The organism is Nonomuraea sp. NPDC003709, assembly GCF_040610775.1.
Classification (GTDB): Bacteria; Actinomycetota; Actinomycetes; order Streptosporangiales; family Streptosporangiaceae; genus Nonomuraea; species Nonomuraea angiospora_A.
The window spans coordinates 174,395-199,333 of record NZ_JBEXMW010000010.1; the positions used below are offsets into that span (position 1 = coordinate 174,395).

Below are 24,939 nucleotides of genomic sequence, written 5' to 3' on the forward strand. Positions count from 1 at the left end.
CACAGGGTAATCACCGCACCAAAAGGGCTGTTTTCCCGCACTCGCCACACCGAGTATCGTTCCCGGAGTATTGCGGAGCATCTCCCGCTAGGGTCTCCGGAAGGTCTCAAGCACACCTAAGAGGACATCGTGGGGCGACACCGCACAGACGAGCTTGATGGCGGATACAGAGCGCACGAACCACCCCCAGCCCGCAGAAGGTCGAACGGCCGCGGCAGGGTTCTCGTACCGCTGGCCGGCGCCGTCGCGCTGGCCGTGCTCCTCGGTGTCGCCGCGTTCGTGATCTTCAACCGCGACCACGACTGCTCGGGCGGCAAGCTGGCGCTGCGGGTCGTCGCGACGCCCGACATCCAGCCCGCGCTGAACAAGGTCGCCGGCAACTACAACAAGGCCATGCACTCGATCGACAGCAAGTGCGTCGAGGTGACGGTGGCCAAGGAGGCCGCGGCCAGGACCGCGAACGCGGTGGCCGCCGGCAAGGCCAAGGCGGACTTCTGGGTGGCGGACTCCAGCCTCCTCATGGAGAGCCTGCGCAACACCCCGGCCGGCCAGGCCCTGCCGCAGATCGAGGGGTCGATCGCGACCTCGCCCGTGGTGCTGGCGACGGCGAAGTCGTTCGCGTCGAAGCTGAGCGGCGCCCTCCAGCCGAGCTGGGCCGCCATGATCTCGGCCGCGAACGTGGCCAACGTGGACGGACCGGGCAAGAAGGTCCGCGTCCTCGCTCTCGACCCGCAGAAGAACTCCGCCGGGCTGGCCGCGCTGCTGGCCGCCGCCGGCACGGCGAAGGAGGCCGGGCTGGACAAGGCGCTGGTGGGCGCGATGAAGGAGCTGTCGGGCCAGCTCGCCTCCGACCCCACGGCGCTGCTGGCCAGCCTCACCGTGAAGTCCGGCAGCAGGGTGCCCATCGGCGTCACCTCCGAGCAGGCCATCTACGCCCACAACGCGAAGAAGCCGGAAGCGCCGGTGGTCGCGCTCTATCCCAAGGAAGGCACGCTCAACCTCGACTACCCGGTCACGGTCCTGACCAAGGACCCGGCGGTGCTCAAGGCGGCGGCGGACTTCAAGCAGGACCTCGCCACGGAGTCGGCCAAGAAGACCCTGCGTGACGCGGGCTTCCGCAGTACGGACGGCAAGGCGGGCGACGCGCTCGCGACGGACAAGGGCTTCAAGCAGGAGACCCCGACCGCGCTGGAGCCGCCGGACGGCAAGACCGTGGCCAGGATGGTGCAGACCTGGTCCCGGCTGAACCTCGGCAGCCGCCTGCTCACGCTGCTCGACGTCTCGGGCACGATGGCGCTGCCGGTCCCCGGTACGGGCATGACCCGCATGCAGGCCATCAACAAGATCGCCACCGAGGGCCTGGGCCTGTTCCCCGCCGACTCCGAGCTGGGTCTGTGGACGTTCTCCACGCATCTGGACGGACAGGGCAAGGACTGGAAGGAGCTCGTCTCCATCGGACCGGTCAGCGAGTCGGTCAACGGGACGCTGCGCAAGGACATGCTGGGCAAGGCGTTCGCCTCGATCCAGGCCAAGCCCACGGGCGACACCGGGCTGAACGACACGATCAAGGCCGCGTACACGCAGCTGACGAAGACGTACCAGGAAGACAAGATCAACACGCTGCTGGTCCTCACGGACGGCGCCGGCAACGACGACCCGGACGGCGGCGTCAAGAACAGCGAGATCCTGCAGTTCCTGAAGAAGACCTACAACCCGAAGCGGCCCATCAGCATCCTGCTCATCGCCTTCGGCCCGGAGGCCGAGAAGGGCAAGCAGCAGATGGACGCCCTGGCCAAGGCCGCGGGCGGCGAGGCGTACATCGCCAAGAACGTCCTTCAGGTGCGCGACTTCTTCCTCCAGGGCATGGAACGCCGCCTCTGCATGCCGGGCTGCGACGGCTGAGAGGCGGGCAAGGTGCACCCTTATGCCCGATGGGCATAAGGGGCGAACCCGTCACAATGAGGCCGCGTCCTCTCCGCGTGGGGCTTGAGAGCCCGTTCTACCCGCGGGGGAGGAATTCGTGCCTGGATGGCCGTCCGTCGGTCGCGCCGAGGATCATGAGCTGTTCGAGGCTCTGCGGCGCGCGGATACCGGCGCTCCCGCCAAGCTGTACGACTGCTACGGCGAGCGGCTGCACGACTACGCCGCCTCCTTCGCCCAGGACCTGGCCGTCGAGGCCGTGCACGACGCCCTGGTCACCGCGCAGGGGTGCGTGCACCGGCTGAAGGAGCCGGCCAGGATGCGGGCCTGGCTGTACGCGCTGACCAGGTTCCAGGTGCGGGCCAGGATGTCCCGCCGGACCCCCGTGGACGGCGTGCCGCTGCCGGAGCTCGAGGCGCAGGGGGACCCCGAGCTGACCGACCTCGTCCACGAGACGCTGGGCGAGCTGAGCAGGAACGAGCGCGAGGTCCTGGAGCTGTCGCTGCGCCACGGGCTGACCCCGGCGGAGGTCGGCGCGGTGCTCGGGCTGACCTCGCGGCAGGCGACCGGCAGGCTCACCAGGGCCCGCGACCAGCTGGAGAACGCCGCCGCGGCCGTGGTGCTGGCCAGGACGGGCCGGGCGCACTGCCCCGACCTGTCGGCGATGCTGGACGGGTGCGAGGGCCCGCTCACCCCGCTGCTGCGGCGGAGGTTGTCGGGCCACATCGGCGGGTGCGAGGTGTGCACCGAGGGCCGGCACCGGCAGGTCTCGGCGGCCAGGCTCCTGGACCTGGTCCCGGTCGCGTACCCGCCCATCTCGCTGCGCCGCCGGGTGATCGACACGTGCGTCAACCCCGAGCGCGACCAGACTCGCACCTTGATCACCGATCGCGGTGACAGCTTCGACCGGACCGGGTTCCCCGTGGCCGTCGAGAACCGCTCGCGGCGGCGCAGGCCGCGCCGCCTGGCGCCGGTGCTGCTGGCGGGCGCGTGCGTGCTGGCCGCGACGGGGGCCATGGTCGTGATCAACGGCCGCGACGTCTCGACCGGCACGCCTCTGCGGTCGGCGCCCTCCCCCTCCTCCCCCGCCGCCTCGCTCGACCCGAGCGAGGAGAGCCCGTCGCCCGATCCCTCACCGGAAGAGGACGAGCTCACGCCGGCCCTCACCCCCACCCCCACCCCGAGCCGCACTCCCGGCACCCGCGCCACGCCGGTCGAGCGGCCCAGCGCCCGGCACGCCGCCGGGCCGACGCCCACCCGCCGCAGGCCCGCGCCCGGCGCCCGGCTCCGCACCTCCTGCCCGAAGGCGATCGACGGCGCCGCCAAGATCGGCCTCGGCGCCCGCAACGCCACGGTCTCGTGGGTGGCGACCGCCTCGCAGGGGCTGGACGTGTTCCCCGCGAGCGGGTCGATCAAGGCGGGCGGGTCGGTGGCTATCTGGGTCACGATCGTCGACCCGAACGCCGCCGGCCGCGGCCGCGTCGCGTTCACGTCGAACGGCGGGAGCGCGAGCTGCTCGCTGTCCTGGGACGGCGACGGTCCCGAGACGTCCGACCCGACCGACGAGCCGACGAACTCCAGCGAACCGACTCCGTCACCCTCCGTAACCGCGTCGGCCGAGAATACGGAGACGCTGGAGGGGTAAAACGGACGCCAAGCCGGAGTAGATCAACTTTTCTTGCCAACAAACCCGGATAAATCGGACCCTGGCTCGAAGAACCTCGGTCACATAGGGCATTCTGGTGTGCTTGGGGGCCACGTCCGGGCCGGAGTCACTTGACCGTGTGTTGAACATCACACGAGAAATCTCTGCCTGCCGGTAAACCGGGATGCGTCCTCAAGCGTCGGCATTGACGTGTCCTGGCGCAGATTGGTCCCATGAACTGCGATCAATCGTGCTTTAACCAGCAGAAGCAGGAGAGAAAAGGGAGATGCTCAAGCACCGGAGAGCGCTGGCCTGGCTGCTGGCGCTCGCCTGCATAGCGGGAGCGGTCGTCGCGCTGTTCGACATAGAGACACCGCTGCGCCCGTTCTTGATCTCTCTGTTCCTTCTCGTCGTCCCAGGGGCGGCAGTGGTGGGACTGTTGCGTGATCGTGACCCCCTTGCCGCACTATCAGTAGGAGCCGCGGCAAGTCTCGTGCTGAACGTGCTCCTCGCTCAGGCCATGCTGCTTTTCGGCGCGTGGTCGCCCCGGGCGGGCGTCGCGACGGTCGCCGTGCTCGGAGGGTTCATGTACGTGCTTCGCGTGTTGTACCGGGGGAAGAGCATGCAGACCCAACAGGGGGCCAGGTGAACATCCAGGTAGTTCGGCCCAGAGAGCTCGGGGACTCCGAGCGGGCACGATGGCGGGAGCTGCAGAAGGCCGACCCGAGTCTGGACAACCCGTTCCTGTCTGTCGAGTTCGCCGTGGCGATGGACCGCTTGCGCGACTACGTGAGGGTGGCGGTCATCTCCGACGCGAGCGGCATCGTGGGGTTCTTCCCGTACGAGCGGCACAGCTTCGGCATCGGCAAGCCGCTCGGCGGCTTCCTCACCACGTGCCACGGCCTGATCGCCGGCCCGGACCTCAAGCTCGACGCCAAGGCCCTGCTGCGGGCCTGCAAGCTCAGCGTGTTCGACTTCGACCACCTGGTGGCGGGGCAGCCCACTTTCGCCCCGTACGAGCAGGATGTCCGGCCCGCGCCGGTCATGGACTTCACCGCCGGGTACGACGCCTGGATCGAACAGGTGAAGACCAACTCCCCCAAGAACCTCAAGACCGTCCGCTACAAGGAGCGCAAGCTCGGCAGGGAGCAGGGCGAGCTGCGCTTCGAGTGGGCTTCGGCCGACCCCGAGGTGCTCCGCACGCTGCTGAACTGGAAGTCCGACCAGTATCGAAGAACTGGCCGCGTGGACAGGTTCGCCCAGCCGTGGATCGTCGAATTGACGGACATGATGCATGCCGAAAAGTCATCGGACTTCGGGGGCGTCCTGACCATGCTTTATGCCGGGGACGTCCCGGTAGCCGGACATTTCGGCCTCCGCACGGCCACCACGCTTGTAGGGTGGTTCCCCGCCTACGACACCGAGTTCGGTCGCTACTCGCCGGGCATCGTCCATCATCTGCAGATGGCCGAGGCCGCCGCGAACGACGGCCTGCACATGGTGGACATGGGCAAGGGCGGCAAGGAGTACAAAGACTGGCTGAAGAGCGGGGTCCTGTACGTTGCCGAAGGCCGCATCTCGCGACCGTCCGCCGCCGCGGCCGTTCACTGGATGGGCCGAACTCCTTTCAACAAAGCCCGAACAATTGTCATGGACCGACCGTCTCTTTATAGGGCGGCCGACCGTGTCCTCAAGGGCTTCGGTCGGGTGCGCACCTCCATGCAGCAGCAGGAGTCACCCAACGGAGTAGTCAAAGAACCAACGGGAGCACGCTGAGCGCTCCCAAGTCCCGGCAGACACCCTCACAGCACAGGACCCTTCAATGCACCGTTCACCGGCTTCGCCATTCCCGCAGCACCCGGGGGTGGCCGCGACCGGACCGCAGCAGGGCGGGGTCCCGGAAGGATTTCCCTCGCCATGAGTCCCGAGATAGCCAAGCACAACGGCAAACTGCAAGCCTCGCCCTTGCGGTCGATGCCGCCCCCTTCGAGCTTCACGCCCGTCACCCCGCACCTGGCCATTTCGCCGACGGTCAGTGTGGTCGTGCCGGCGATGAACGAAGCCGAGAACCTGCCGCACGTCTTCGCCACCATCCCCCAGTGGGTGGACGAGATCGTGCTCGTCGACGGCAACTCCGTCGACGACACGGTTGCCGTGGCCAAGCGACTGCGGCCGAACGTGAAGATCGTCACGCAGACCGGCAAGGGCAAGGGTGACGCCCTGTCCGCCGGCTTTGCCGCGTGCACGAGCGACATCATCGTCATGATCGACGCCGACGGCTCGACCGACGGACGCGAGATCATCAACTTCGTGGGCGCGCTGGTGACGGGCGCCGACTTCGTCAAGGGCTCGCGCTACGCCTCCGGGGGCGGCAGCGACGACCTGACGCTGAACCGCCGGCTGGGCAACAAGGTCCTCACCGGCATGGTCAACGTCATGTACAACACCAAGTACACCGACCTGTGCTACGGCTACAACGCCTTCTGGGCCCGTCACCTCGACGCGCTCAACCTCGACTGCGACGGCTTCGAGGTGGAGACGCTGATGAACGTGCGCGCGGCCAAGGCCGGGTTGAAGGTGCACGAGGTGCCCAGCCACGAGCGCAACCGCATCCACGGCGAGAGCAACCTGCACGCCGTACGAGATGGCTTCCGCGTGCTCAAGACCATCCTGAGGGAGTGGCGTCGCCAGCCCGCTCCCGCTCAGCCTGAGCCGACCGCCACTCCTGCCGCTGACCGAGGCGTCGCTTAAGAAGGAACGCTGTGAACACGTCTGTTGTCATCTGCGTCTACACCGAAGAGCGGTGGGAGGACATCAGGCAGGCAATCGAGTCGGTCGAGAACCAGACCAGCCCGGCACACGAGCTGATCCTGGTGGTCGACCACAACACCGACCTGCATCTCAAGCTCAAGCGCGCGTATCCGCAGGCCATTGTGGTGGAGAACACGCATGAGAAAGGGCTGTCGGGGGGCAAGAACACCGGAGTGGCCACGGCCAACGGTGAGATTGTCGCGTTCCTCGACGACGACGCGGTCGCCGACGCCGGATGGCTGGAGGCTTTGGAGGAGGGCTTCCAGGAATCCGGTGTGGTGGGCGTCGGGGGTCGCACGGATCCGCTGTGGGCGTCCGAGCGACGCCCGCGGTGGTTCCCGTACGAGTTCGACTGGACGGTCGGCTGCACGTACCGCGGCATGCCCGCGGTACGCGCGCCGATCCGCAACGTCATGGGCGGCAACGCCGCGTTCCTGCGCGACGTCGTGTCCGAGGTGGGCGGCTTCCACAGCGGCATCGGGCGCAGCGTGCAGGGGCGCAAGTCGCGTCCGCTGGGGTGCGAGGAGACGGAGTTCTGCATCCGGCTGAGCCAGCGCAAGCCCGGCTCGGTCATGCTGTTCGAGCCGCGTGCCGTGATCGGGCACAAGGTGTCGAAGCAGCGCGAACGGTTCGCCTACTTCAGATCCAGGTGCTACGCGGAGGGGCTGTCGAAGGCCCTGGTGACGAAGGAGGTCGGCACCCAGGACGGGCTGGCCAGCGAGCGGGCGCACGCGCTCAAGACGCTGCCGCTCGGCGCGCTGCGCGGGGTCGGTGAGGCCGTCCGCGGCGACGTGGGCGGGCTCGGCCGGGCCGCCGCGATCGTGATCGGGCTGGCCTGGACGACCTGGGGTTACGTGGTGGGCTCCGTACGGCTGAAGGCGGCACGATCATGACCCGCATCCCGATCCTGATGTACCACTCGGTCACCGACACGCCCAACGACGAGACCAAGCCGCATTCCGTGCGACCCTCGGACCTGGCCGAGCAGCTCGCGTACCTGTCGGAGAGCGGCTTCACCCCGCTCACCCTGGCCGACCTCGTGGCCTCCCTCAACCAGACCACCGGCCGCTCGATGCCGGACAAGCCGATCGTGGTGACGTTCGACGACGGCTACGCCGACTTCCACGGCCACGCCCTGCCCCTGCTCGAGCGCTACAACTTCCCGGCCACGGTCTTCCTGACCAGCGGCTGGGTGTCCGACGCGGGCAAGGACGCGGCGGGCCGGCCGCTGGACGACATGCTGTCCTGGGGCCAGGCCCGCGAGATCGCCCAGACCGGCATCGAGATCGGCGGCCACAGCCACAGCCACCCGCAGCTCGACCAGCTCCGCATCGAGGACCTGCGGCAGGAGCTGCGCAAGAACAAGGGCCTGCTGGAGGAGAAGATCGGCGCGCCGGTCGCCACCATGGCCTACCCCTACGGCTACTCCAGCGCCCGTGTCCGCCGCGAGGTGCGCAAGGCCGGCTATTTCGCCGCCTGCGCCGTGAGCAACACGATCGCCGCCGACCGGCACGACATGCTCGCCATCCCCCGGCTGACGGTCGGCAAGCACACGACCATCAGCATGTTCAAGCGCGCCGTCGAAGGCAACGCCGTACCCCTCATCTACCTGCGCGAACGCATCCTCACCAAGGGGTACGCGGTCGTGCGCAGGACGAGGTACGGGCTGCAGCGGGTGCGCGGAAATGTCTAGCGTCTGGGGGAAGATCCTCCACGACCTCCGCAACCCGCTGTTCCGCCAGGGCTACGCGCTCATGGCGAACACCGTGGTCACCGGCGTGCTCGGCATGGGCTACTGGCTGCTGGCCGCCCGCCTCTACTCCCCGGAGGAGTTCGGCCGCGGCCAGGCGGTGATCACGGCGATGCGGCTGTTCGCGTCGCTCACGGCGCTGGGGTTCGTGGGCGCGCTGGCCCGCTTCCTGCCGGTCGCCGGGCGCCGCACCCCCGAGCTGGCCCTGCGCGGGTACGGCCTGGCCGCCGCCACGGGCGGGGTCGCGGCGCTCGGCTTCCTGCTGACGCTGCCGATGTGGGGCAAGACGTACTCGGTGCTGAGCGGCTTCTGGCCCGGGCTGTTCTTCCTGGCGTCCGTGCTGGTGTGGGCCGTCTTCACGCTCCAGGACGTGGTGCTGACCGGGCTGCGGCGGGCCACGTTCGTGCCCCTGAACAACCTGGTCTTCGGCATCGTCAAGATGGGGCTGCTGGTCGCGCTGGCCGGTGCGCTGCCGTCGGGCGGGATCTTCGTCTCGTGGGTCATCCCGACCGCCCTCGCGCTGATCCCCGTCAACTGGCTGATCTTCGCCGTCGTGGTGCCCAGACACGTGGAGAAGAGCGACGCCGAGCAGGAGCCTCCTCGGCTGCGCGAAATTGGAAGGTTCCTAGCTGGGGATTTCCCGGGGACGCTGTCCATTCTCGGCATCGTCTACCTGGTGCCCGTGGTGGTCGCCACGCAGGTGGGCGAGGCCACGTTCGGCCGCTTCTCGATGGCGCACACACTCGCGAGCATGATCGAACTGCTGGCCATGAACATGGCGGTCTCGCTGACCGTCGAGGGCTCTTTCGACCGTGCCAAACTGGCCGAGAACTGCCGGCGGGCGCTGCGGCGGGCCTTCATGATCGTCACCCCGATCATCGCGGTGGCGATCCTGGCCGCGCCGCTGATCCTGACCATCTTCGGCTCGGCCTTCGCGGCCGAGGGCACGACGCTGCTGCGGCTGATGTCGCTGGCCGTGCTGCCGCGGGTGCTGATCGAGGTCTACCTGAGCGCGCTGCGGGCGCAGAGCCGGGCCCGTACGCTGGCGACCGTGCAGATCGGGCTGGCCGTGCTCGTGCTGGTGTCCACCGTCGCGCTGTTCCCGTACGCGGGTGTGAACGCGGTGGGGTACGGGCTGCTTTTCAGCGAACTTCTCGTGGCAGTTTTGATCTTCGGGAATCTACGTAAAATTCTCAAGTTCGGCGAAACCCGTACGCCGGTTGTCACCCAGGGGTCGTCCGGGGCCGCATGATGGTCAACGTGAAGCAACGGGACGGCGATGGCGTGGCAAGCTCCTCGGAGGTGCGAGGGGAGGTGCGCGGAGACAAGGAGGAGTCAGACGTGCCCTTCGATCCGGAGGCGACCGGGGTCATCCCGAAGCTGACGTTCGACACCGCTCCCCCGGAGGGCCCGCCTGCGGAGGACCCGCCTGCGGAGGACGCCGAGCCGGATTCGGACACGACGACGATGATCCGGCTGCCGGCCGCCCTGCACATCGGGCACCCGCCCACGGTGGAGGAGGCCGCCGACCCGGACGCGACGGGCACGGTGACCACCCCGGCGCAGACCGCCCCACCCGCTGACACCTCCGCGACCAAGCCTGGACTGCGGTCGCAGCCGGCGAGCGGGCCGCAGCCGACCGGTGACGGGAAGGCGGCCGCGAACGCCAAGGCGGACATCCGGCCTCAGCCGGCGAGCGGGCCGCAGCCTGCCGATGGGGCGCGGGCCGATGGCGATGGCGATGGGCAACGTGGCGCATCGGCGGAGGCGACGAGCACGAAGCCCGACACCGCCGCCGAACCCGGCACCACCACGCCCAGCGGCGCTACCTCCAGCCCCGCCGCGCCCGGCACCTCCAAGGACGCCGCGCCCGGGAAGGCGTCCGCCAAGAGCGCGTCGCCGGCCGAAGCGCCCGCCAAGGGGCCGGACGGCAAGTCCGGCACCGCCGTGCCCGGCACCGCCAAGGACGCCGCGCCCGGGAAGACGCCTGCCAAGGGTGCGGCGCCTGCCAAGCGGCCCGTCACCGAGACCGCGGCCGCCGGGACCGTGCCCGTGCCGATAGTCCGTCCTGCCTCGGCGCCCTCCTCCGGAGGAGGAGCACCGGCCGGAACGACGCCCACCGGAGCGACGCCCGCCGGTGGCTCGGCCCCCAGCGCGTCAGCCGCGAGTGGGTCGGCCACGAGCGGCTCGGCCGCCGGCGCGTCGGCCGGCGGGTCGGCCGCGAGTGGATCGGCCGCGAGTGGGTCGGCTGCCGCGCCTGTGGAGGCGCCGCAAGCCTCGCCCATGCCCGCCGCCGCCCCGCCCACCGCCCCGCCCACCGCGCCCCCGCAGCCCGCGGCCCCCCAGGTCGCGACGAAGCAGGCCCCGCCCCAGCAGGCGACCCCCCAACCGGCCCCTCAGGCGGCCCCCGGCAAGCCGCGCACGCTCGGCGGTCGGATCGGCGCGCTGGTCGCCAGTGCGCCCAAGTGGCTGCCCGTGCTGCTGGTCCTCGAGGGCCTGGTCATGTACATCCTGGCCCTCAAGGTCGCGCCAGGACCCCTGCGCGGCGTGGACCCCAACAAGATCGACGGCCTGGGCCTGATCTCGGCCCTCCCGACGACGGCGTTCATCGCCATCCTCATCATGATCGTGTCGTTCTTCGTCACGGTCGCCCAGAGCACCGACCGCAAGTTCCTCCTGCTGTTCCAGATCGCCGCCATCACCTTCGCCCTGCACGGCGCGGGAGCGCTGGTGGCCACGGCGCCGCGCTTCCCCACGGCGTACATCCACGCCGGTTTCGTGGAGTTCATCAGCAGGACCGGCGAGTCGGCCATCAGCATCGACGCCCGCATGGGCTGGCCGGGCTTCTTCGCGCTGTTCGCCTTCGTGACGAAGGCCGCCGGGATCACCGACCTGACGCCGATCCTGCAGTGGACGCCGCTCGTCTCGAACCTGCTCTACCTGCTCCCGTTCGTGCTGATCCTGCGCCAGGTCGTGGCCACCACGCGCGCGCGGTGGTTCGCGGCGCTGCTGTTCGTGCTGGTGCAGTGGATCGGGCAGGACTACTTCTCGCCGCAGGGCTTCACGTTCGCCTTGTACCTGGCGTTCATCGCGATCCTGCTCAGATGGTTCGGACGGGTCGAACAGCGGACGAAGCCGATCCCGCCCAAGGGCCTGCGCAAGCTGCTCGGCAAGCTGGACGCGATGACCCCGGGCGAGCTGGCCAACACCGGCACGTACCGGGCCGACAAGCTGCTCATGCTGATGATGCTGCTGGCGCTGTTCGTCGCGTCGGTGGCCTCGCACCAGATCACCCCGTTCATGATGCTCGGGGTCGTGACGGCGTTCCTCATCTTCAAGCGGACGTCGCTGACCTGGGGGTTGCCGTTCTTCCTCGGGCTGCTCGTGCTGGCCTGGATCAGCTACATGACGGTGGGCTTCTGGTCCAGCCAGATCGGCGCCATCTTCGGCGGCTTCGGCCGGATCCTGCAGAACATCGGCAACAGCACTGGCGACCGGATCGAGGGCAGCGACCCCGCGCACGCGCTGGTGCTGCAGGCGCGGCTCGGCATTCTCGTGGTGATCCTCAGCCTGGCGGCCACCGGGCTGTTCCGGCGGTTCCGGCGCGGGGTGTTCGACCGGTCGGCGCTGATCCTGCTCTGCGTGCCGGTGCTGGCGCTGGGGCTGCAGAGCTACGGCGGCGAGATCGGGCTGCGGATCTACATGTTCGCGCTGCCCGGGGCCTGTCTGCTGGCCGCGTACGCGTTCTTCCCCAACCTGCCGGCCGACAGCGCGGACGTGCGCGAGGAGACCGTGCCGCTGCGCAAGCGGAACGTGCGCTTCAACCCGCAGCTCACCAAGAAGCTCTCGGTCGTGCTCGCGGCGTGCTTCGCGGTGCTGTTCGCGTTCGCGTTCCTGCTGGCCAGGTACGGCAACGAGAAGTTCGAGCGGGTCACCGTGGGTGAGGTGGCCGCGCTGCACTACGTCTACCAGCACGACAAGCCGAGCGCCAAGGTGCTCTACCTGGTCCCCAAGACGGGGCCGGAGGTCACGCCGACCCTGCCGTGGGGCGAGAAGGACGTCGAGCTGGTCAACTTCGGCGTGCAGGCCCTGGTGCACAAGGACCCGACGCAGGTCGCGGACGCGATCGCGGCGCTCAAGGAGCAACCGCGTAACTCGTACCTGATCGTGAGCCGCGGGCAGGTGAGCTACCTGCAGCTCAACGAGGGCTTCCCGGAGGACTGGGGGACGAAGTTCCGCGCGGCGCTGGACGCCTCGCCGGACCTGAAGCGGGTGTTCTCCAACGAGGACGCGGCCCTCTACACCTGGAAGAAGTTCGTCCGGGGCACCGAGATCCCCGAACCGCAGCCGTACAAGGGACGCGGCGACCCCACCACCCCGTGGACGCCCGTGGGCATCGGCGCGCTGGCCGTGACATGGGTCTCGCTCTTCGCGTACGAGGTCATCCGGCTGAACGGCCCCAACCGGGCACGCAAGGCCAGGAAGCGCCTGCTCTTCCTCGCCGTGCCCGCCTTCGTGGTCGCGCTAGCGGTGATCATCGAGCGATTCATCTATATCGCACAAAATAACTGAATTCACAGGAAACGCTCAGCTTGTACGGGATGATGTTCTCCATATGAGGACACAGGAGACGCTTCCCGCCATGCCGAACGCACGACTCGCGGCTGCGAGGATCGCTTCTGTGGATGCCTTACGAGGCTTCGCACTCCTGGGCATCCTCGTAGTCAACATCGCCTTCCTGGCCTCCGGCTACCGGATGGCCGGGATGGCCGAACCCGCCTTCCAGTCCCCGCTGGACTGGACCGTGCGGTTCACCGTGACGCTGCTCGTGGAGAACAAGTTCTACCTGCTGTTCTCCTTCCTGTTCGGCTACAGCTTCACCCTCCAGGTCGACTCGGCGGCGCGGCAGGGTCGCCCGTTCGGGCCGATGTTCCTGCGCCGCCTGGCCGGGCTGCTGCTGATCGGGCTGGCGCACGCCGTGCTGCTGTTCCCCGGGGACATCCTGACGACGTACGCGGCCGTGGGCCTGGCCCTGCTGATCTTCCGCAAGCTCCGGCCCAAGGCCGCGGTGGTGCTGGCGGTCATGTTGACCGCGATGCTCGCGCTCGGCTTCGTGCTGCTGGCCCTGCTCGCCACGTTCGGCCTGGACATGGGCGGCACGGTGGCGGACTCGGCCGCGGAGGCCACCAAGGCGGACACGGCGCTGGCGGCCTCCGCCCTGCAGATCATCTCCGAGCACCTCAGGAAGCTGTCGCTGATCATCGTCTTCCGGGTGCTGTTCCAGGGCCCGGCGGTGCTGGCGGCGTGCCTGATCGGCCTGGCGGTCGGCAAGCTGGGCGTCATGCGCGACCTGTCGGCCCACACGGGCACGCTGCGCAAGCTGCAGTGGACCGGGTTCACGGTCGGGCTCGCGGGCGCCTTCATCTACACGACGTCGGCCTGGCACGGCACGATGCACAAGTTCTGGGGCGAGGCCGTGGACCTGGTGACGGCCCCGCTGCTGGCGGCGGCGTACGCGGCGACGTTCCTGCGGCTGCTGCCGTACATGCCGCGCATCGCCCGGGCGCTCGCTGCGCCGGGCCGGATGGCGCTGTCCAACTACCTGGCGCAGTCGCTGATCTGCTCGCTGATCTTCACCGGGTACGGGCTGGCGCTCGTGGACCGGGTCAGCCCGCCGCTGGAAGTGCTGATCGCGCTCGGCGTCTTCGTCTGCCAGGTCTTCTACAGCCACTGGTGGCTCAAGAGGCACCGGTACGGGCCCGTGGAATGGCTCCTGCGCTTCCTCACGTACTGGCGCAAACCAGGCCCCAGCCGCCCGCACCAGGCACGCCACGCTGTGGAGAAATGACGGGCTATGCGCCACTGGCCCGTGTTCAACCTCCGCCTCACCACGCCCCGCCTCGAGCTGCGCATGCCCTCTCTGGACGATCTCGACGAGCTGGCCGACCGGGCCGTGGAAGGCGTGCACGATCCGGACGTGATGCCGTTCGGCGTGCCGTGGACGGACGTCCCCGCCGACGAGCTGCCGGCGAACGTCGTCCGGTACCAGCTCGGCCTCATCTCGCGGTGGCAGCCCGAGCGGTGGTGCTGCAACTTCGTCGTCGTCCACGAGGGACGGGTGATCGGCACCCAGGACCTGTCCGGGCACGGCTTCCGGGTCACCCGCGAGGTGCACACGGGCTCGTGGCTGGGCCGCGCCCATCAGGGCAAGGGCCTCGGCACGGAGATGCGCGCCGCCGTCCTCCACCTGGCCTTCAAGGGGCTCGGGGCCCTGACGGCGGTCTCCAGCGCGTACCTGGACAACCCGGCCTCACTGGGCGTCTCCCGCAAGCTCGGCTACCGGCCGGACGGGCTGATGGTGGACGAGGTACGCGGCAAGCGGGCGTTCCAGCAGCGCCTCCGCCTCGGCCGGGACGACTTCACCGACCCCGTCCCCGTGCGGATCGACGGCCTGGAGCCCTGCCTGCCGCTCTTCGGGCTCACCTGATGCGAGGCCGGTCGAAGACGGTGTTGTCGATGACGACGTCCATCCGCCTCAGCGGGTCGGTCTCCTCGAGGTAGATGCGCTCGGCGACCAGGTACCGGTTCCGGTGGATCGATTCCGCCTCCGACCCGGCCCAGTCCTGGTCGCGTTCGGCGCCTCTGCGTACCGACAGCTCGGCGTCCACGTCCATCCAGATCCGGAGATCCCAGTACTTGTCGATCTCCGGCCGGAACGCGAACACCCCGTCCACGACCACCACCGAGTCGGCCGCCAGCGGCGTCGTCGTCCCGGAATGATCGATCTGCGTCAGCGGATCGATGCCGCACAGCGCGCACGACACCGCCTCCACGGACCGGCCGGGCTCCAGCAGCAGCCTCTTGACCGCCTCATAGTCGTAGGCGTTGCGGTAGTAGCCCTCGCCCGACTCGCGGTCGTAGAGGTGCCGGTCCTTCCACGGCTTCTTGAAGTCGTCCAGGGTGGCGCGGAGCGCGGGCCGCCCCGCCTTGACGATCTCCTCGGCCAGCTCGTGCCCGAAGCTCGTCTTGCCCGAGGCGGTGAACCCGTCGATCCCCACCAGCACCCGCCCGCCGCCGCAGGCCAGCACCCGCTCGACGACCCGCGCCACCAGCGCGGAACGCTCCGGTGAGGCCGGGGCCGGGCAGGGCTGCTGCCACGTAGAGACGGAATGCTGCACCCGCGCACCAGAAGCACCAGAGAATCCCACCAGCACACCCTATCCACGGGCATTTCCCCCAACGTACGAAGGTCACCCGGCGGACAGCTGTTCTCACCTACTCAGAGCTTGCACCGGGCCCCGTCGGCCGGGGACTTGAGGTCGATGAGGTAGGCGGCCGCGGCGTCGTTGACGCAGGCGTTGCCGGCCAGGAGGGCGCCGTGCTGCTCGCCCTCGACGGTGAGCAGGCTGCCGCCGAGGGCCTTGGCCAGGTTGATGCCGCCCTCGTGCGGCGTCGCGGGGTCGTCGGTGACGGAGACCGTCAGCGTGTCGGGCAGGTCCTTGATGTCGGTGGCGTAGGGGTAGCCGAGCGTCGGCTTGACGGGCCAGTACTCGCAGCCGTCACGCGCCTCCTTGAACGGACGGCCGGGGTCGGTGAACGGCGCCGCCTTGAACCAGGCCCGGTTCAGTGCGGTCTCCTGCTTCGGCGTGTGGCGCTCCTCGTCCAGGCAGTTGATCGTCATCGTGGCCTCGAGCGAGTCGGGGTAGCCGCCGTCGGCTCTCCGCGCGTGGTAGGTGTCGCGCAGCTTCAGCAGGGTGTCGCCCTTGCCGGCCTTCAGCTCGGCGATGCCCGTGATCGCGACGGGCCAGAGCGCCTTGCTGTACATCGCGGCCGTCACCCCCTCGACCGCCTGCTCGTACGTCAGCCCGCGCCCGTCGGACGTACGGGCCGGTTTGTCGATCAGCGGTCGCACGAGTCTCTGGAAGGCCTGGGTGGCGCGCTTGGGGTTGGTGCCGAGCGGGCAATCCTGCTGGGTGGCGCAGGAGGCGGCCATGCGCTCGAACGAGGCCTGCATCCCGGTGGCCTGCTGGACGCGCCGCTCGTAGGTGCCGGCGTAGGGGTCAAACGCCCCGTCGAGCACCAGCGCGCGGACCTTCTTGGGGAACATCTCCGCGTACACGGCGCCGAGCCGGGTGCCGTAGCTGCTGCCCGCGTAGGTGAGCTTTTCGTCTCCCAGGGCCTGACGCAGCACGTCCATGTCCCGCGCCACGTCGCGGGTGCCCACGTGCGCGAGCACCTGCATGCCACCGGAGCGCTCGGCGCACTGCTCGACGAGCCGGCGGGTCTCCTCCCTGGTCCAGTCGTCGATGCCGGCGGGGATCGAGGAGAGCTTCGCGCCGCGGTCGCGCTCGGCATCGGTGTAGCAGTCGAGCGCCGGCGTCGAGGCGCCGACGCCGCGCGGGTCGAACCCGACCAGGTCGAAGCGCTCGATGATCGGCGACTTCCCCCACACGGCGGCGGTCACGGCCGCGTGCTCCGTGCCGGGGAAGCCGGGACCGCCGGGGTTCAGCACGAGCGACCCGATCGGATCCTTGCCGCGCGCGGGCACGCGGAGCACCGCGATCTCCGCCTGCCTGCCCTTCGGATTCTGGTAGTCGAGCGGCACCTTGAGGCGGGCGCACTCGGCCTTGACGGCCGGCACGCCTGGCGGCAACTGCGGATCGCAGGGCTTGAACGCCAGCTTCTGTCCATAGAAGCGGTCCAGGCCGGTGCCGGCCTCGACAGCCTGGCCACCCGCCTGCCCACCTGCCTGCACGCCGCTCTGGCCGCCGGTCTGGCCGCCGGTCTGGCCCGCGCAGGCACCGAGCAGCAGCGTCAGCGCTGCGGCGCCCAGGACCGCGGCCGGTCTCTTGCGATATGGCATGTGTCTTCTCCCGTTGTCGGAGGTGATGGTCAACTGGGGAGGAGGGCCGAGCAGGCTCACGTCCGATGCGCGGCACCCCCGCTCTGGCCGCGAGTTCGTCACCGGTCAGGACGCGTGGCTCCAGGCTGGTCAGCCACGGACACTCGACCGGCTCGCGACGGAACCGCAGGGCCAGGCGTCGTGCAGCTCCCCTGGTCGTGCTGGTTGCGACACCGAGCTAACAGCGTGCCCTTGGGGCACGGTCAAGGGGTGCCACGCACAGCCCCGACTTCTGGCGTTCCCGCTCCCCGCTTGGGCGCGCGCGATATGTCCAGGGCCCGTTTTTTGACTGTGCCCCTGGGGCATGGTGTGGACTTGTCGTAAGGGCCGCGTGGCGTGGGGCACCCGCACAGCCGCAGACGACGAGGGGGCGGAGAATGGCGTGGAGCACCCGGCAACTTGCCGATCTCACGGGATCGACGGTGAAGGCCATTCGGCATTACCACGAGATCGGGTTGCTGGATGTGCCCGAGCGCGCGGCCAACGGGTACAAGCAGTACCAGGTCTCGCACCTGATCCGGCTGTTGCAGATCAAGCGATTGCGCGATCTTGGGGTGCCGCTGTCCCGGATCGCGGCGCTAGGACGGGCCGACGAGGAGCCGGACGAGGCGATCCGGATGCTGGATGCCGAGCTGGCGGCGACGGTCGAACGGCTCAATCGGGTGCGTGCGGAGCTGGCTGTCATTTTGCGTCATCGCGCACCGATGCATGTGCCGCCCGAATTCGCTCCCCTCTCTCAAGACCTCTCCGACACGAACCAGTCCTTGTTCATGATCTTTTCGACGGTTTTCAGCGAGGAGGGCATGGAGGAGTTCCGTCAGATAGTCGCCGTGCGCGACGACCTCGGTGACGAGTTCGATGCCCTCCCCCCGGACACCGACGATGCCACGGTCGACCGGCTTGCCGAGCGAATTCTGCCGCTGGTCCGCAGGATGCGGGAAGAGCACCCGTGGTCGAACGACCCGGTGGCTGATTCGCCACGAGGAGCGGAGCTGGCCGAAAGCACGATGGCCCACGCGGTGGTGGAGCTCTACAACCCCGCACAGCTACGAGTCCTGCAGCGCCTGAACGTCCTCCTCGAACAGGCAACGGACGCGAACGACGACACACCCCGACACGGCGCTGCCCACGACGCCGAACCGCGCGGCCAGTAGTGCGGCAGGAGAAGACGCAGCCACCGAGAAAGGTCCTTCCAGGGCCCCGGTAGCCGTGCATCCCATCGCCCCCGAAGCCGGTCGCTTCTCCCTCCCCGAAGAGACCGCGCAGGGATCTCGATGTTGCCGAGCGCTTTCCGAATGATGATGTGGAGCCAGAGATGTTCAAGGAATGGCGGAGAAGCCGGGCCGTGCAACGGGTCCAGCTCGGAAACGGACGTTCACTCAGACGTTTCCGCTGGTGGCAGCCACTTTCCCGGGCTTTGTTCTATCTTCCGCTGAAGAACGATGATGGCCGGCAGGTGGTCTACGCCATCGACGTCAACCATGTGCAGCGGTTTATGTCCGACGACGGCAAAGGTAAGGCCCACCTGTACCTCGACGGCAAGCATCACGCCGAGTCCAAACTCCCTGCCGCATTTCCCGTCCAGGGCGGCACGATCGAAGTAGCGGCGTCAGCCTTCGGCCTCAAGCGCTGCCACTACGTCACCGACGAGGGAACCGAGCACCAGCTCATCCCGGACCGGAGCTCCAGCGAAGGGCGCCGCGCGCACCTCGACCTCGCGCACCCCGTACTGAGCCGCTGGATCGGCTTCCTCTCGCTGATCCTGCTCGTCATCCCTCTGCTTCTCCTCATCCCGCAGCTCATCGAAGTGGCCTTTAAGATTCCCCCCGTAACTGAGCGCTTCGGGACTTTCACCTCGCCCATCCGTCTACCGGCCTGGCTCAACTTCACACTCGCGCTCGGTGCCGCCGCGGCGGCCTGGGAGCGCGCACTGCGCCTGCGCTACAACTGGTTGCTGGACTCCATGGCCAAGGGATGACCATCACGCCTCGTCGTCCAGGCGGCGGATGTGGATCGGGGTGTCCCACGTGATCGAAGTGTCCTCCGGGCGCCGGTCGCTCAGGTACGCCCGGCGCAACAGCGCCTCCGTACGGTGATTGCCGTCGAGCACGACCCGGCCCCTGACCGTGATGTACATGTCCTCGCCCGGCTTGAACACCGCTTCGAGCAGCTTGTGATCCGGCAGGCGCGCGTAGTGGTCGGTCTTTCCCCGGCTCAGCGCGCTGCGGTCGAGGTCGGGGCAGATGAGATCCTTCAGCTGGCGCACGGTCGCGTTCGGCGCCGCGGGCGACTTGCCGCGCCGCGCCGCCCCGGCCTCCCGGGGCGCGCGAGCCTCGAGGAGCGGTCGCAGCCGGTCGCGCACCTTCTGGGCGAGCGTACGGCCGAAGAGGCGTTCGAGGGTGCGGCGGAAGGCCGCGACGGCCCGCTGCACGACGACCCGGCGCTCGGCCACCTGCCGGTACGCGGCCACCATCGCCGCGCCGCCCGCGATCGCAGCCGCCGCCACGGCGGCCACCACGTACGCGGCGGAGGCGGTCAGAAAGACCTTCAGGTGCTCGACGACCGTGGCGGCCTGCTCGTGGCCGTCCGCGAGCAGGCGCGACAGGGAGGCGAGCGTGGTGAGGTGCCCGCCCTCGCGGTGGTAATCGGCTGTGTAGGCCCGCATCGCCGCGACGTCGTCGCCGTCACCGGCCGCGGCGGCTGTCGCCGCTCCCGCCGTCATGGTGGGGACGGCCTGCGTGTCGAGCGTGCCGGCGAACGCCCGGTACGCGGCGGCGACCTCGCGCAAGGCATGCTCGTCCTCGTCCGGCCAGGGCACCCCGAGCAGCCGAAGCCCGGCCTCTAGCCCCGGCCCAGCCGTCAGCACCACCGGTGCCGCCCCGCCCAGGCCGTTCCTCGCCTCGCCAAGCCCAACCGCAGCCGCGCTCCCCAGCCCGCATCTCGTCGCCTCGCCGAGCCTGAGTCTGGACGCCTTCCCCAGGCCGCATCCCGTCGCCTCGCCGAGCCCGAGTCTGGACGCCTTCCCCAGGCCGCATCCCGTCGCCTCGCCGAGGCCGAGCGCGGTCGCCCTCCCCGGACCGGGCCCGGAACCCCGCTACAGGTCACGCTCAGGAACCGCCGCGGCGTCGGCATCGACGGCCTCCACCGCCATCGCCCGCATGGCCGCGCCCGTCCCCGCCAGGTTGTCCCCCAGGTGCGCGCACGCCTCCCCCATGAGATCGCGTACGGCGGCCATCGCCGTGCCGACCGCCCCCGAACCCCACGGCTCCAGCCCTTCGGTCCCGGCCCGGAGCGCAGCGGCCGCCCCCGTCAGGATCCCCGCGGTCTCCTCCACCCGGCGTGCCCCATCCCCCAGAGCGTCCGGCTGAATCCGCCACTCGCGCCCCACGTCGGCTCCCCGTCGCTCATCCGTCACCGCCGCCGGAACCGTAGCGCGCGGACACCCGGACGAGGCTCCCCTTCAACGAAGCTGGAAGTGTATAAACAAAGGTCAGAAGCCGTTCACCGGCCCGATCGCGCGACGTTCACGGAACCGTTTTCAGCTCTATGCGGTCGACGAGTTGAGGCATCGGCGCCACCGTGCCACTGGAGCTGAGGCAGGCGGCAGCAGACGTGGGGCAGCCGGGGCGCGAAGGGCAGTTACTGAGGTACGACCGGTTCTACCGGTCGCGGCGCGCTGTTCTCGGCCGGGCCATCGGTAAATGTCGGCGTTCGGCAGCAGATAGCCGCTACCGTGCCTCCATGTTGGATGCGCACGAGCGATTTGTGGCCTCCGGGCCGCTGCGGATTTGGACTGAGCGGGTCGGGGATCCTGGGCTTCCCGCTGTTTTGATGGTCATGGGATCGGCTGCTCAGGGTGTCAGCTGCCCTGATGCACTGGTTGGTCGGCTTGTTGAGCGTGGGGTTCAGGTGATCCGGTTCGATCATCGGGACACCGGTCGGTCCAGCGTTGTCGACTTCGATGCTCACCCGTACACGATCGGAGACATGGCTCGCGACTGCCTGGCCGTGCTGGACGGTTATGGACTGGGCTCCGCTCATGTGGCTGGGACTTCCATGGGCGGCATGATCGCGCAATGGCTGGGGGTGTACGCGCCGGACCGGGTCCGGTCTTTGACCGTGATGTCCAGCTCGCCGATGGGTCATGATCCGGGTCCGGTGTGGGCACGGGCGCTGGCCGGGGAGCCGGCCGACCCGGATGATCTACCGCCGCCGTCGCCGGCGTTTCTCGCGCATAGGGCCGCCGGGCTGCCGCCGGGAGTGGAGTCCGACGTGGCCTTGTTCCGGGTCTTCAACGGGCCGGTCCGGCCGTTCGACGAGCCGGCCGCCCGGGCGATGCTGGAGTTGGCGCTGTCGCGGGCTACCGACCCGGCGGCCGCGGCCAACCATCACCGGGCCGTGTGGATGGACGCCCCTGACCTGCTCGCCCCGCTATCGTCGATCACTGCTCCGACCTCGATCGTGCACGGCGACCAGGATCCGGTCTATCCGCTCGGTCACGGCGAGGCCCTGGCTGCCGCGATTCCGGGCGCGGTACTGCACGTCGTGCCCGGAATGGGCCATGTCATGACTTCGCCCGGCCTGCCCGAGGAGGTCGCCGACCTGATCCGGCTGTGACCCGCCTTGCGGGGCCGCGCCGATGAACGCCCCGCGCACCCATCCAGGCGAGCGCGGTGGACAGAACCCAGAGCACCGCGCACTGGGCGCAGACCATCGTCCACGAGGCACCCTCGGGAAGGTTGTCGAGCAGGGGCAGCCGCACCATCAGCAGGAGCAGCCCGGTGGCCGTCATGGCCAGTGCCCATGACGGGGAGCTCCGGCGGGCGAGGACGACCACGGCGCCCGCCGCCCATACGAGGATCGTCGTGCCGAAGCCCAGCCACAGGTAGGGCCAGTCCATGTTGTACGGTCTCAGGGCGACGATCAGCCAGGTGCCGCACAACACCGCCAGGCCGGCGGCCGCCGGTGACAGGGTGGCCGCCCACGACCGGCGTCGCGGCGTGATATCGCTGTGGAAGCCCATCAGGAGCGCGATCACCGGCGCCGCTGTGAACACCAGGGTCGCGGGTTCCGACAGCGGCCGGTCGCTCAGGGGCCCGGCCAGGATCATCGGGATCAGCGTGTAGACCAGTGGGGCTGCCACCCCGATCACGGCCGTGACCTTCGCCGTCCTGACGTGGCCGCGCATGATCGCCACGAACGCGACGGCCGAGCACAGGTCCGCCGCGGAGACGGCGATCGACACCAGCCGTTCGACGGAGCCCGGCGAGCCCGTCCACGCGACGTCCGTCCCGAACGCCAGCGCGTGACCCCAGTACAGAAACTGGTAGACGCTGCCCACGGCCTGATAGCCCAGTCCGAGCAGTGCCACGAGCCGGACGGCCGCACCCCAGGCGACGAAGCGGGGAGATGCGCCCGGGCCGCCGAGGCGCACCCGTAAGGATAGAGAGAGCACGCTGGCGATCTCGCCCCACCGGGGCCGCGGGTTCGCCTCGTCGGGCGCCTCGCCCGACATCTCCATGAACGCGTCCACCATCTCCTCCTCGCGCTCGGCGCGGTAGGAGGCCGGCAGCAGGCGCAGGACGGAGCGGTAGCGCTGTTCGAGCAGGCTCATGCGGCGCCTCCGGCCGTCCTGGCTCGCAGGCGGGCGGTGGCGGCCTCGGCGGTGGCGGCCATCTTGGCGGCCTCTTCCCTGAGCGCCTTGGCGCCATCATCGGTCAGCCGGTAGTAGCGCCGCAGCCGTCCCTGCTGGGCCTCTTCCCGGTCGAGTTCGACCAGGCCGGCGGCCGAGAGCCGGTCGAGCACGCCGTACAAGGTGCCGATCTTGAGTTGCACCTTCCCCTCGGACAGCCGATCGACCTCCTGGACGATCCCGTAGCCGTGCCGAGGCTCATCCGCCAGCGCGGTCATCGCAAGGAACATGGGCTCCGTGATGTTCACACATCCACGATATCCTGTCTCACAGGATATCGTGGATACTGCGACGCCAGACTGCCGCTCAGGATGAAATGGCCTCACGGATCACCGAATGGGGACGTGGCACCAGACCACGCGTTCCTCTCGCTCGGTGAGGTACGTGCCCCACGTCCCGTCGCAGATCGCGGCGACGGTGGCGATACCCATGCCTCCGGGCCGCCTCATATGCGGGATCCAGTCATTCCAGTCAGCCGGGAGCGGCAGGCACTCCGGCTCCGACATGGGGTTGCCGGGATCGGTGACGACGAGGCGGACGCAAGCCACCGCTTCGTCCAGACCTTCGCCCAGACCTTCGCCCAGACGGAGGCGCACCCAGTCGCGACCAGGACCCTTGAGCGCGTGCCGGACAGCGTTGGTGACCAGCTCGGAGGCGACGAGCTCGGTGTCGTGCAGCGCGGGATGCGCCGACCCCAGCCAGGACCTCACGGCCAGCCTGGCGCGGTGGGGTGCGTACTGATCCTTCCGCAGCGTGGCACACCGCAATCGCCGAGGCACTCTCGCGCCTTGCCGCATGGAAATCACCTCGAAGCACACAAGAGCGGTCGGAAGGTGGAGGGCTACACAGGCCTAAAACTCCGTAGCCACTGCACAGAATGGCGTCAGGCGGTTACGTTGTGTTTCCAAAAGGCGGCTTCACTTCCCGCCAACCACCGGCCACGTGTGTGTGGGCCTTGTAGGGACGTGCGGAGACAGAGGTGAAGGGGCGTGATATGACCGTAAACGGAGAAGAACCTGGCCTACGCGCACGAGCGGAGTATGGCGCGCGGATGCGGAAGTTTCGGACACGTCAAGGGCTGTCACAGGAACGCCTTGCGGCGGCTCCCGGGGTCACCTACAGCGAGAGCCAGATAGGGGCCGTCGAACGCGGTAAGCGCACGCCGAGCGAGGCTTTCACGGAGGAAATCGAGCGCGTTCTCGGACTGAATGGGGAACTGAAGGAACTGCTGCCCGAGATCCACAGCGACTTCGGCCCCAAGTGGTTCAGACCCTGGCCCGGCATCGAGGCCACCGCCCACACCATCCGCACGTCCGAACCATCCTTGATTCCTGGACTCCTCCAGACGGAGAGGTATGCCGAGCAGGTCTTCCTGGGAAAACCCGGGATCACGCTCGATGAGGCGCAAAAGGCCGTCAAGATTCGGCTCAAACGCCAGGAAGTGTTCGATTCGCCGAACCCACCCATGTACTCGACCCTCATCGATGAGGGTGTCCTGTCTCGACCGGTCGGCGGGGCCTCCGTGATGCGCGAGCAACTCGCGCGCCTTCTCACCGCTATGCAACACCCGTGCATCACGGTACGGATCGTCCCACTGTCGGCAGGGATGACCACCGGCCTCCTGGGCGCATTCGAGATCGCCCAGATAGTCGGTTCACCCGATACCGGCTACCTGGAGAGCGCCCTCACGGGAGAGGTGATCACTCACTTCGACGGCGTCCGAGCCCTCAACGTGCGATGGGATGCCTTGAGCAGCATGGCCCATCCAGTGAACGTCAGCGAGCAGGTCATTCGCGAGGTGATGGAGAGGTATGGAGACTGACAACGAACTCGTAACCGCCGCATGGCGGAAGGCCAAGGCGTCCGGCGACAACGGCGGGAGCTGCGTCGAAGTGGCTCCCCTCAGCGGCGGACGCGTCGCCGTGCGAGACAGCAAGGACCGCACCGGCCCCGCCCTGGTATTCACCGCACCAGAGTGGGCCGCCTTCAAAGACGGCATGGCCAAGGGCGAATTCGACTTCTAGCCGGAAGCACCGAGGAGGGGCTCTGATCCCTTCCAAGCCCCTCCTCCTTCCTCCCGCACACCAAGATCCCTACACCGAGGCGCCGGAAGCCTCCACACACGCCCGGAGGGATGTGCGACCACGACGGATGACCGTAACGTCGCAGGTGGGAAGACGTAGAAAGGTCTCTGTCGTGAGAGTTTCCGCAATCAAGGA

General features: G+C 69.0%; 23 protein-coding genes. 16 read left to right on the forward strand and 7 right to left on the reverse strand.

Going from position 1 to position 24,939, the window contains the following annotated elements; all coding sequences use genetic code 11:
- Positions 1-129: 129 nt before the first annotated feature.
- From ABZX61_RS29635 to ABZX61_RS29685, 11 genes are all read left to right on the forward strand, one after another.
- Positions 130-1,902: a substrate-binding domain-containing protein gene (locus ABZX61_RS29635; protein WP_355199477.1), complete on the forward strand. Its 1,773-nt coding sequence runs from the start codon at positions 130-132 to the stop codon at positions 1,900-1,902.
- A 118-nt stretch (positions 1,903-2,020) separates the two neighbouring features.
- On the forward strand, positions 2,021-3,565 hold the full coding sequence (locus ABZX61_RS29640) for a sigma-70 family RNA polymerase sigma factor (RefSeq protein WP_355199478.1): 1,545 nt from the start codon (positions 2,021-2,023) through the stop codon (positions 3,563-3,565).
- A 286-nt stretch (positions 3,566-3,851) separates the two neighbouring features.
- Positions 3,852-4,214: a hypothetical protein gene (locus ABZX61_RS29645; RefSeq protein ID WP_350728136.1), complete on the forward strand. Its 363-nt coding sequence runs from the start codon at positions 3,852-3,854 to the stop codon at positions 4,212-4,214.
- Complete coding sequence (locus ABZX61_RS29650; protein WP_350728137.1) at positions 4,211-5,341, forward strand: GNAT family N-acetyltransferase; 1,131 nt, start codon at positions 4,211-4,213, stop codon at positions 5,339-5,341. The genes ABZX61_RS29645 and ABZX61_RS29650 overlap by 4 nt, the downstream gene beginning before the upstream one ends.
- Positions 5,342-5,482: 141 nt before the next feature.
- Positions 5,483-6,316 carry a glycosyltransferase family 2 protein gene (locus ABZX61_RS29655; RefSeq protein ID WP_350728138.1) on the forward strand — a complete coding sequence of 278 codons (834 nt, stop codon included), beginning with the start codon at positions 5,483-5,485 and terminating at the stop codon, positions 6,314-6,316.
- An 11-nt stretch (positions 6,317-6,327) separates the two neighbouring features.
- Positions 6,328-7,269 carry a glycosyltransferase family 2 protein gene (locus tag ABZX61_RS29660; RefSeq protein ID WP_355199479.1) on the forward strand — a complete coding sequence of 314 codons (942 nt, stop codon included), beginning with the start codon at positions 6,328-6,330 and terminating at the stop codon, positions 7,267-7,269.
- On the forward strand, positions 7,266-8,069 hold the full coding sequence (locus ABZX61_RS29665; protein WP_355199480.1) for a polysaccharide deacetylase family protein: 804 nt from the start codon (positions 7,266-7,268) through the stop codon (positions 8,067-8,069). The genes ABZX61_RS29660 and ABZX61_RS29665 overlap by 4 nt, the downstream gene beginning before the upstream one ends.
- Positions 8,062-9,378, forward strand: coding sequence for an oligosaccharide flippase family protein (locus ABZX61_RS29670; RefSeq protein WP_350728141.1), 1,317 nt, complete (start codon positions 8,062-8,064; stop codon positions 9,376-9,378). The genes ABZX61_RS29665 and ABZX61_RS29670 overlap by 8 nt, the downstream gene beginning before the upstream one ends.
- Positions 9,379-9,467: 89 nt before the next feature.
- On the forward strand, positions 9,468-12,698 hold the full coding sequence (locus ABZX61_RS29675) for a hypothetical protein (RefSeq protein WP_355199481.1): 3,231 nt from the start codon (positions 9,468-9,470) through the stop codon (positions 12,696-12,698).
- A gap of 109 nt (positions 12,699-12,807) precedes the next feature.
- Positions 12,808-13,974, forward strand: a complete 1,167-nt coding sequence (locus ABZX61_RS29680) for a DUF418 domain-containing protein (protein WP_355199482.1) — start codon at positions 12,808-12,810, stop codon at positions 13,972-13,974.
- A gap of 6 nt (positions 13,975-13,980) precedes the next feature.
- Positions 13,981-14,613 (forward strand): GNAT family N-acetyltransferase, encoded by a 633-nt coding sequence (locus tag ABZX61_RS29685; protein ID WP_355199483.1) that lies wholly within the window; start codon positions 13,981-13,983, stop codon positions 14,611-14,613.
- On the opposite strand, the gene ABZX61_RS29690 is transcribed toward ABZX61_RS29685, so the two are convergent.
- A complete protein-coding gene (locus ABZX61_RS29690) occupies positions 14,606-15,304 on the reverse strand; it encodes a uridine kinase (protein ID WP_355199484.1) in 699 nt (232 codons plus the stop codon). The two genes, ABZX61_RS29685 and ABZX61_RS29690, sit on opposite strands and share 8 nt — an antisense overlap.
- Positions 15,305-15,405: 101 nt before the next feature.
- Positions 15,406-16,989 carry an alpha/beta hydrolase gene (locus tag ABZX61_RS29695; RefSeq protein WP_355199485.1) on the reverse strand — a complete coding sequence of 528 codons (1,584 nt, stop codon included), beginning with the start codon at positions 16,987-16,989 and terminating at the stop codon, positions 15,406-15,408.
- A 416-nt stretch (positions 16,990-17,405) separates the two neighbouring features.
- Here ABZX61_RS29695 and ABZX61_RS29700 point away from each other — a divergent pair, with 416 nt between their 5' ends.
- A complete protein-coding gene (locus tag ABZX61_RS29700; RefSeq protein ID WP_355199486.1) occupies positions 17,406-18,182 on the forward strand; it encodes a MerR family transcriptional regulator in 777 nt (258 codons plus the stop codon).
- 161 nt (positions 18,183-18,343) lie between these two features.
- Entirely contained in the window at positions 18,344-19,006 is a 663-nt protein-coding gene (locus ABZX61_RS29705; protein WP_355199487.1) for a hypothetical protein, read from the forward strand.
- A 3-nt stretch (positions 19,007-19,009) separates the two neighbouring features.
- Here ABZX61_RS29705 and ABZX61_RS29710 read toward each other — a convergent pair whose 3' ends face one another.
- Together ABZX61_RS29710 and ABZX61_RS29715 are read right to left on the reverse strand one after the other, a co-directional pair.
- Positions 19,010-19,897 (reverse strand): hypothetical protein, encoded by an 888-nt coding sequence (locus ABZX61_RS29710; protein ID WP_355199488.1) that lies wholly within the window; start codon positions 19,895-19,897, stop codon positions 19,010-19,012.
- Between the two features lie 225 nt (positions 19,898-20,122).
- The gene (locus ABZX61_RS29715) at positions 20,123-20,443 is read right to left on the reverse strand and encodes a hypothetical protein (RefSeq protein ID WP_350728149.1); all 321 of its coding nucleotides are present in this window, start codon (positions 20,441-20,443) and stop codon (positions 20,123-20,125) included.
- A gap of 326 nt (positions 20,444-20,769) precedes the next feature.
- Here ABZX61_RS29715 and ABZX61_RS29720 point away from each other — a divergent pair, with 326 nt between their 5' ends.
- Positions 20,770-21,645 carry an alpha/beta fold hydrolase gene (locus ABZX61_RS29720; protein WP_355199489.1) on the forward strand — a complete coding sequence of 292 codons (876 nt, stop codon included), beginning with the start codon at positions 20,770-20,772 and terminating at the stop codon, positions 21,643-21,645.
- Here the strand turns inward: ABZX61_RS29720 and ABZX61_RS29725 are convergent.
- The 3 genes from ABZX61_RS29725 to ABZX61_RS29735 all read right to left on the reverse strand — a co-directional run bounded on the left by ABZX61_RS29725 (position 21,593) and on the right by ABZX61_RS29735 (position 23,517).
- On the reverse strand, positions 21,593-22,642 hold the full coding sequence (locus ABZX61_RS29725) for a hypothetical protein (protein ID WP_355199490.1): 1,050 nt from the start codon (positions 22,640-22,642) through the stop codon (positions 21,593-21,595). The two genes, ABZX61_RS29720 and ABZX61_RS29725, sit on opposite strands and share 53 nt — an antisense overlap.
- A complete protein-coding gene (locus ABZX61_RS29730; protein ID WP_355199491.1) occupies positions 22,639-22,968 on the reverse strand; it encodes a PadR family transcriptional regulator in 330 nt (109 codons plus the stop codon). Before ABZX61_RS29730 ends, ABZX61_RS29725 begins: the two co-directional genes overlap by 4 nt.
- An 81-nt stretch (positions 22,969-23,049) precedes the next feature.
- Positions 23,050-23,517 carry an ATP-binding protein gene (locus ABZX61_RS29735; RefSeq protein WP_355199492.1) on the reverse strand — a complete coding sequence of 156 codons (468 nt, stop codon included), beginning with the start codon at positions 23,515-23,517 and terminating at the stop codon, positions 23,050-23,052.
- A gap of 197 nt (positions 23,518-23,714) precedes the next feature.
- Here ABZX61_RS29735 and ABZX61_RS29740 point away from each other — a divergent pair, with 197 nt between their 5' ends.
- Together ABZX61_RS29740 and ABZX61_RS29745 are read left to right on the forward strand one after the other, a co-directional pair.
- Entirely contained in the window at positions 23,715-24,542 is an 828-nt protein-coding gene (locus tag ABZX61_RS29740) for a helix-turn-helix transcriptional regulator (RefSeq protein ID WP_350728155.1), read from the forward strand.
- Entirely contained in the window at positions 24,532-24,744 is a 213-nt protein-coding gene (locus ABZX61_RS29745) for a DUF397 domain-containing protein (protein WP_350728156.1), read from the forward strand. The genes ABZX61_RS29740 and ABZX61_RS29745 overlap by 11 nt, the downstream gene beginning before the upstream one ends.
- Positions 24,745-24,939: the final 195 nt, after the last annotated feature.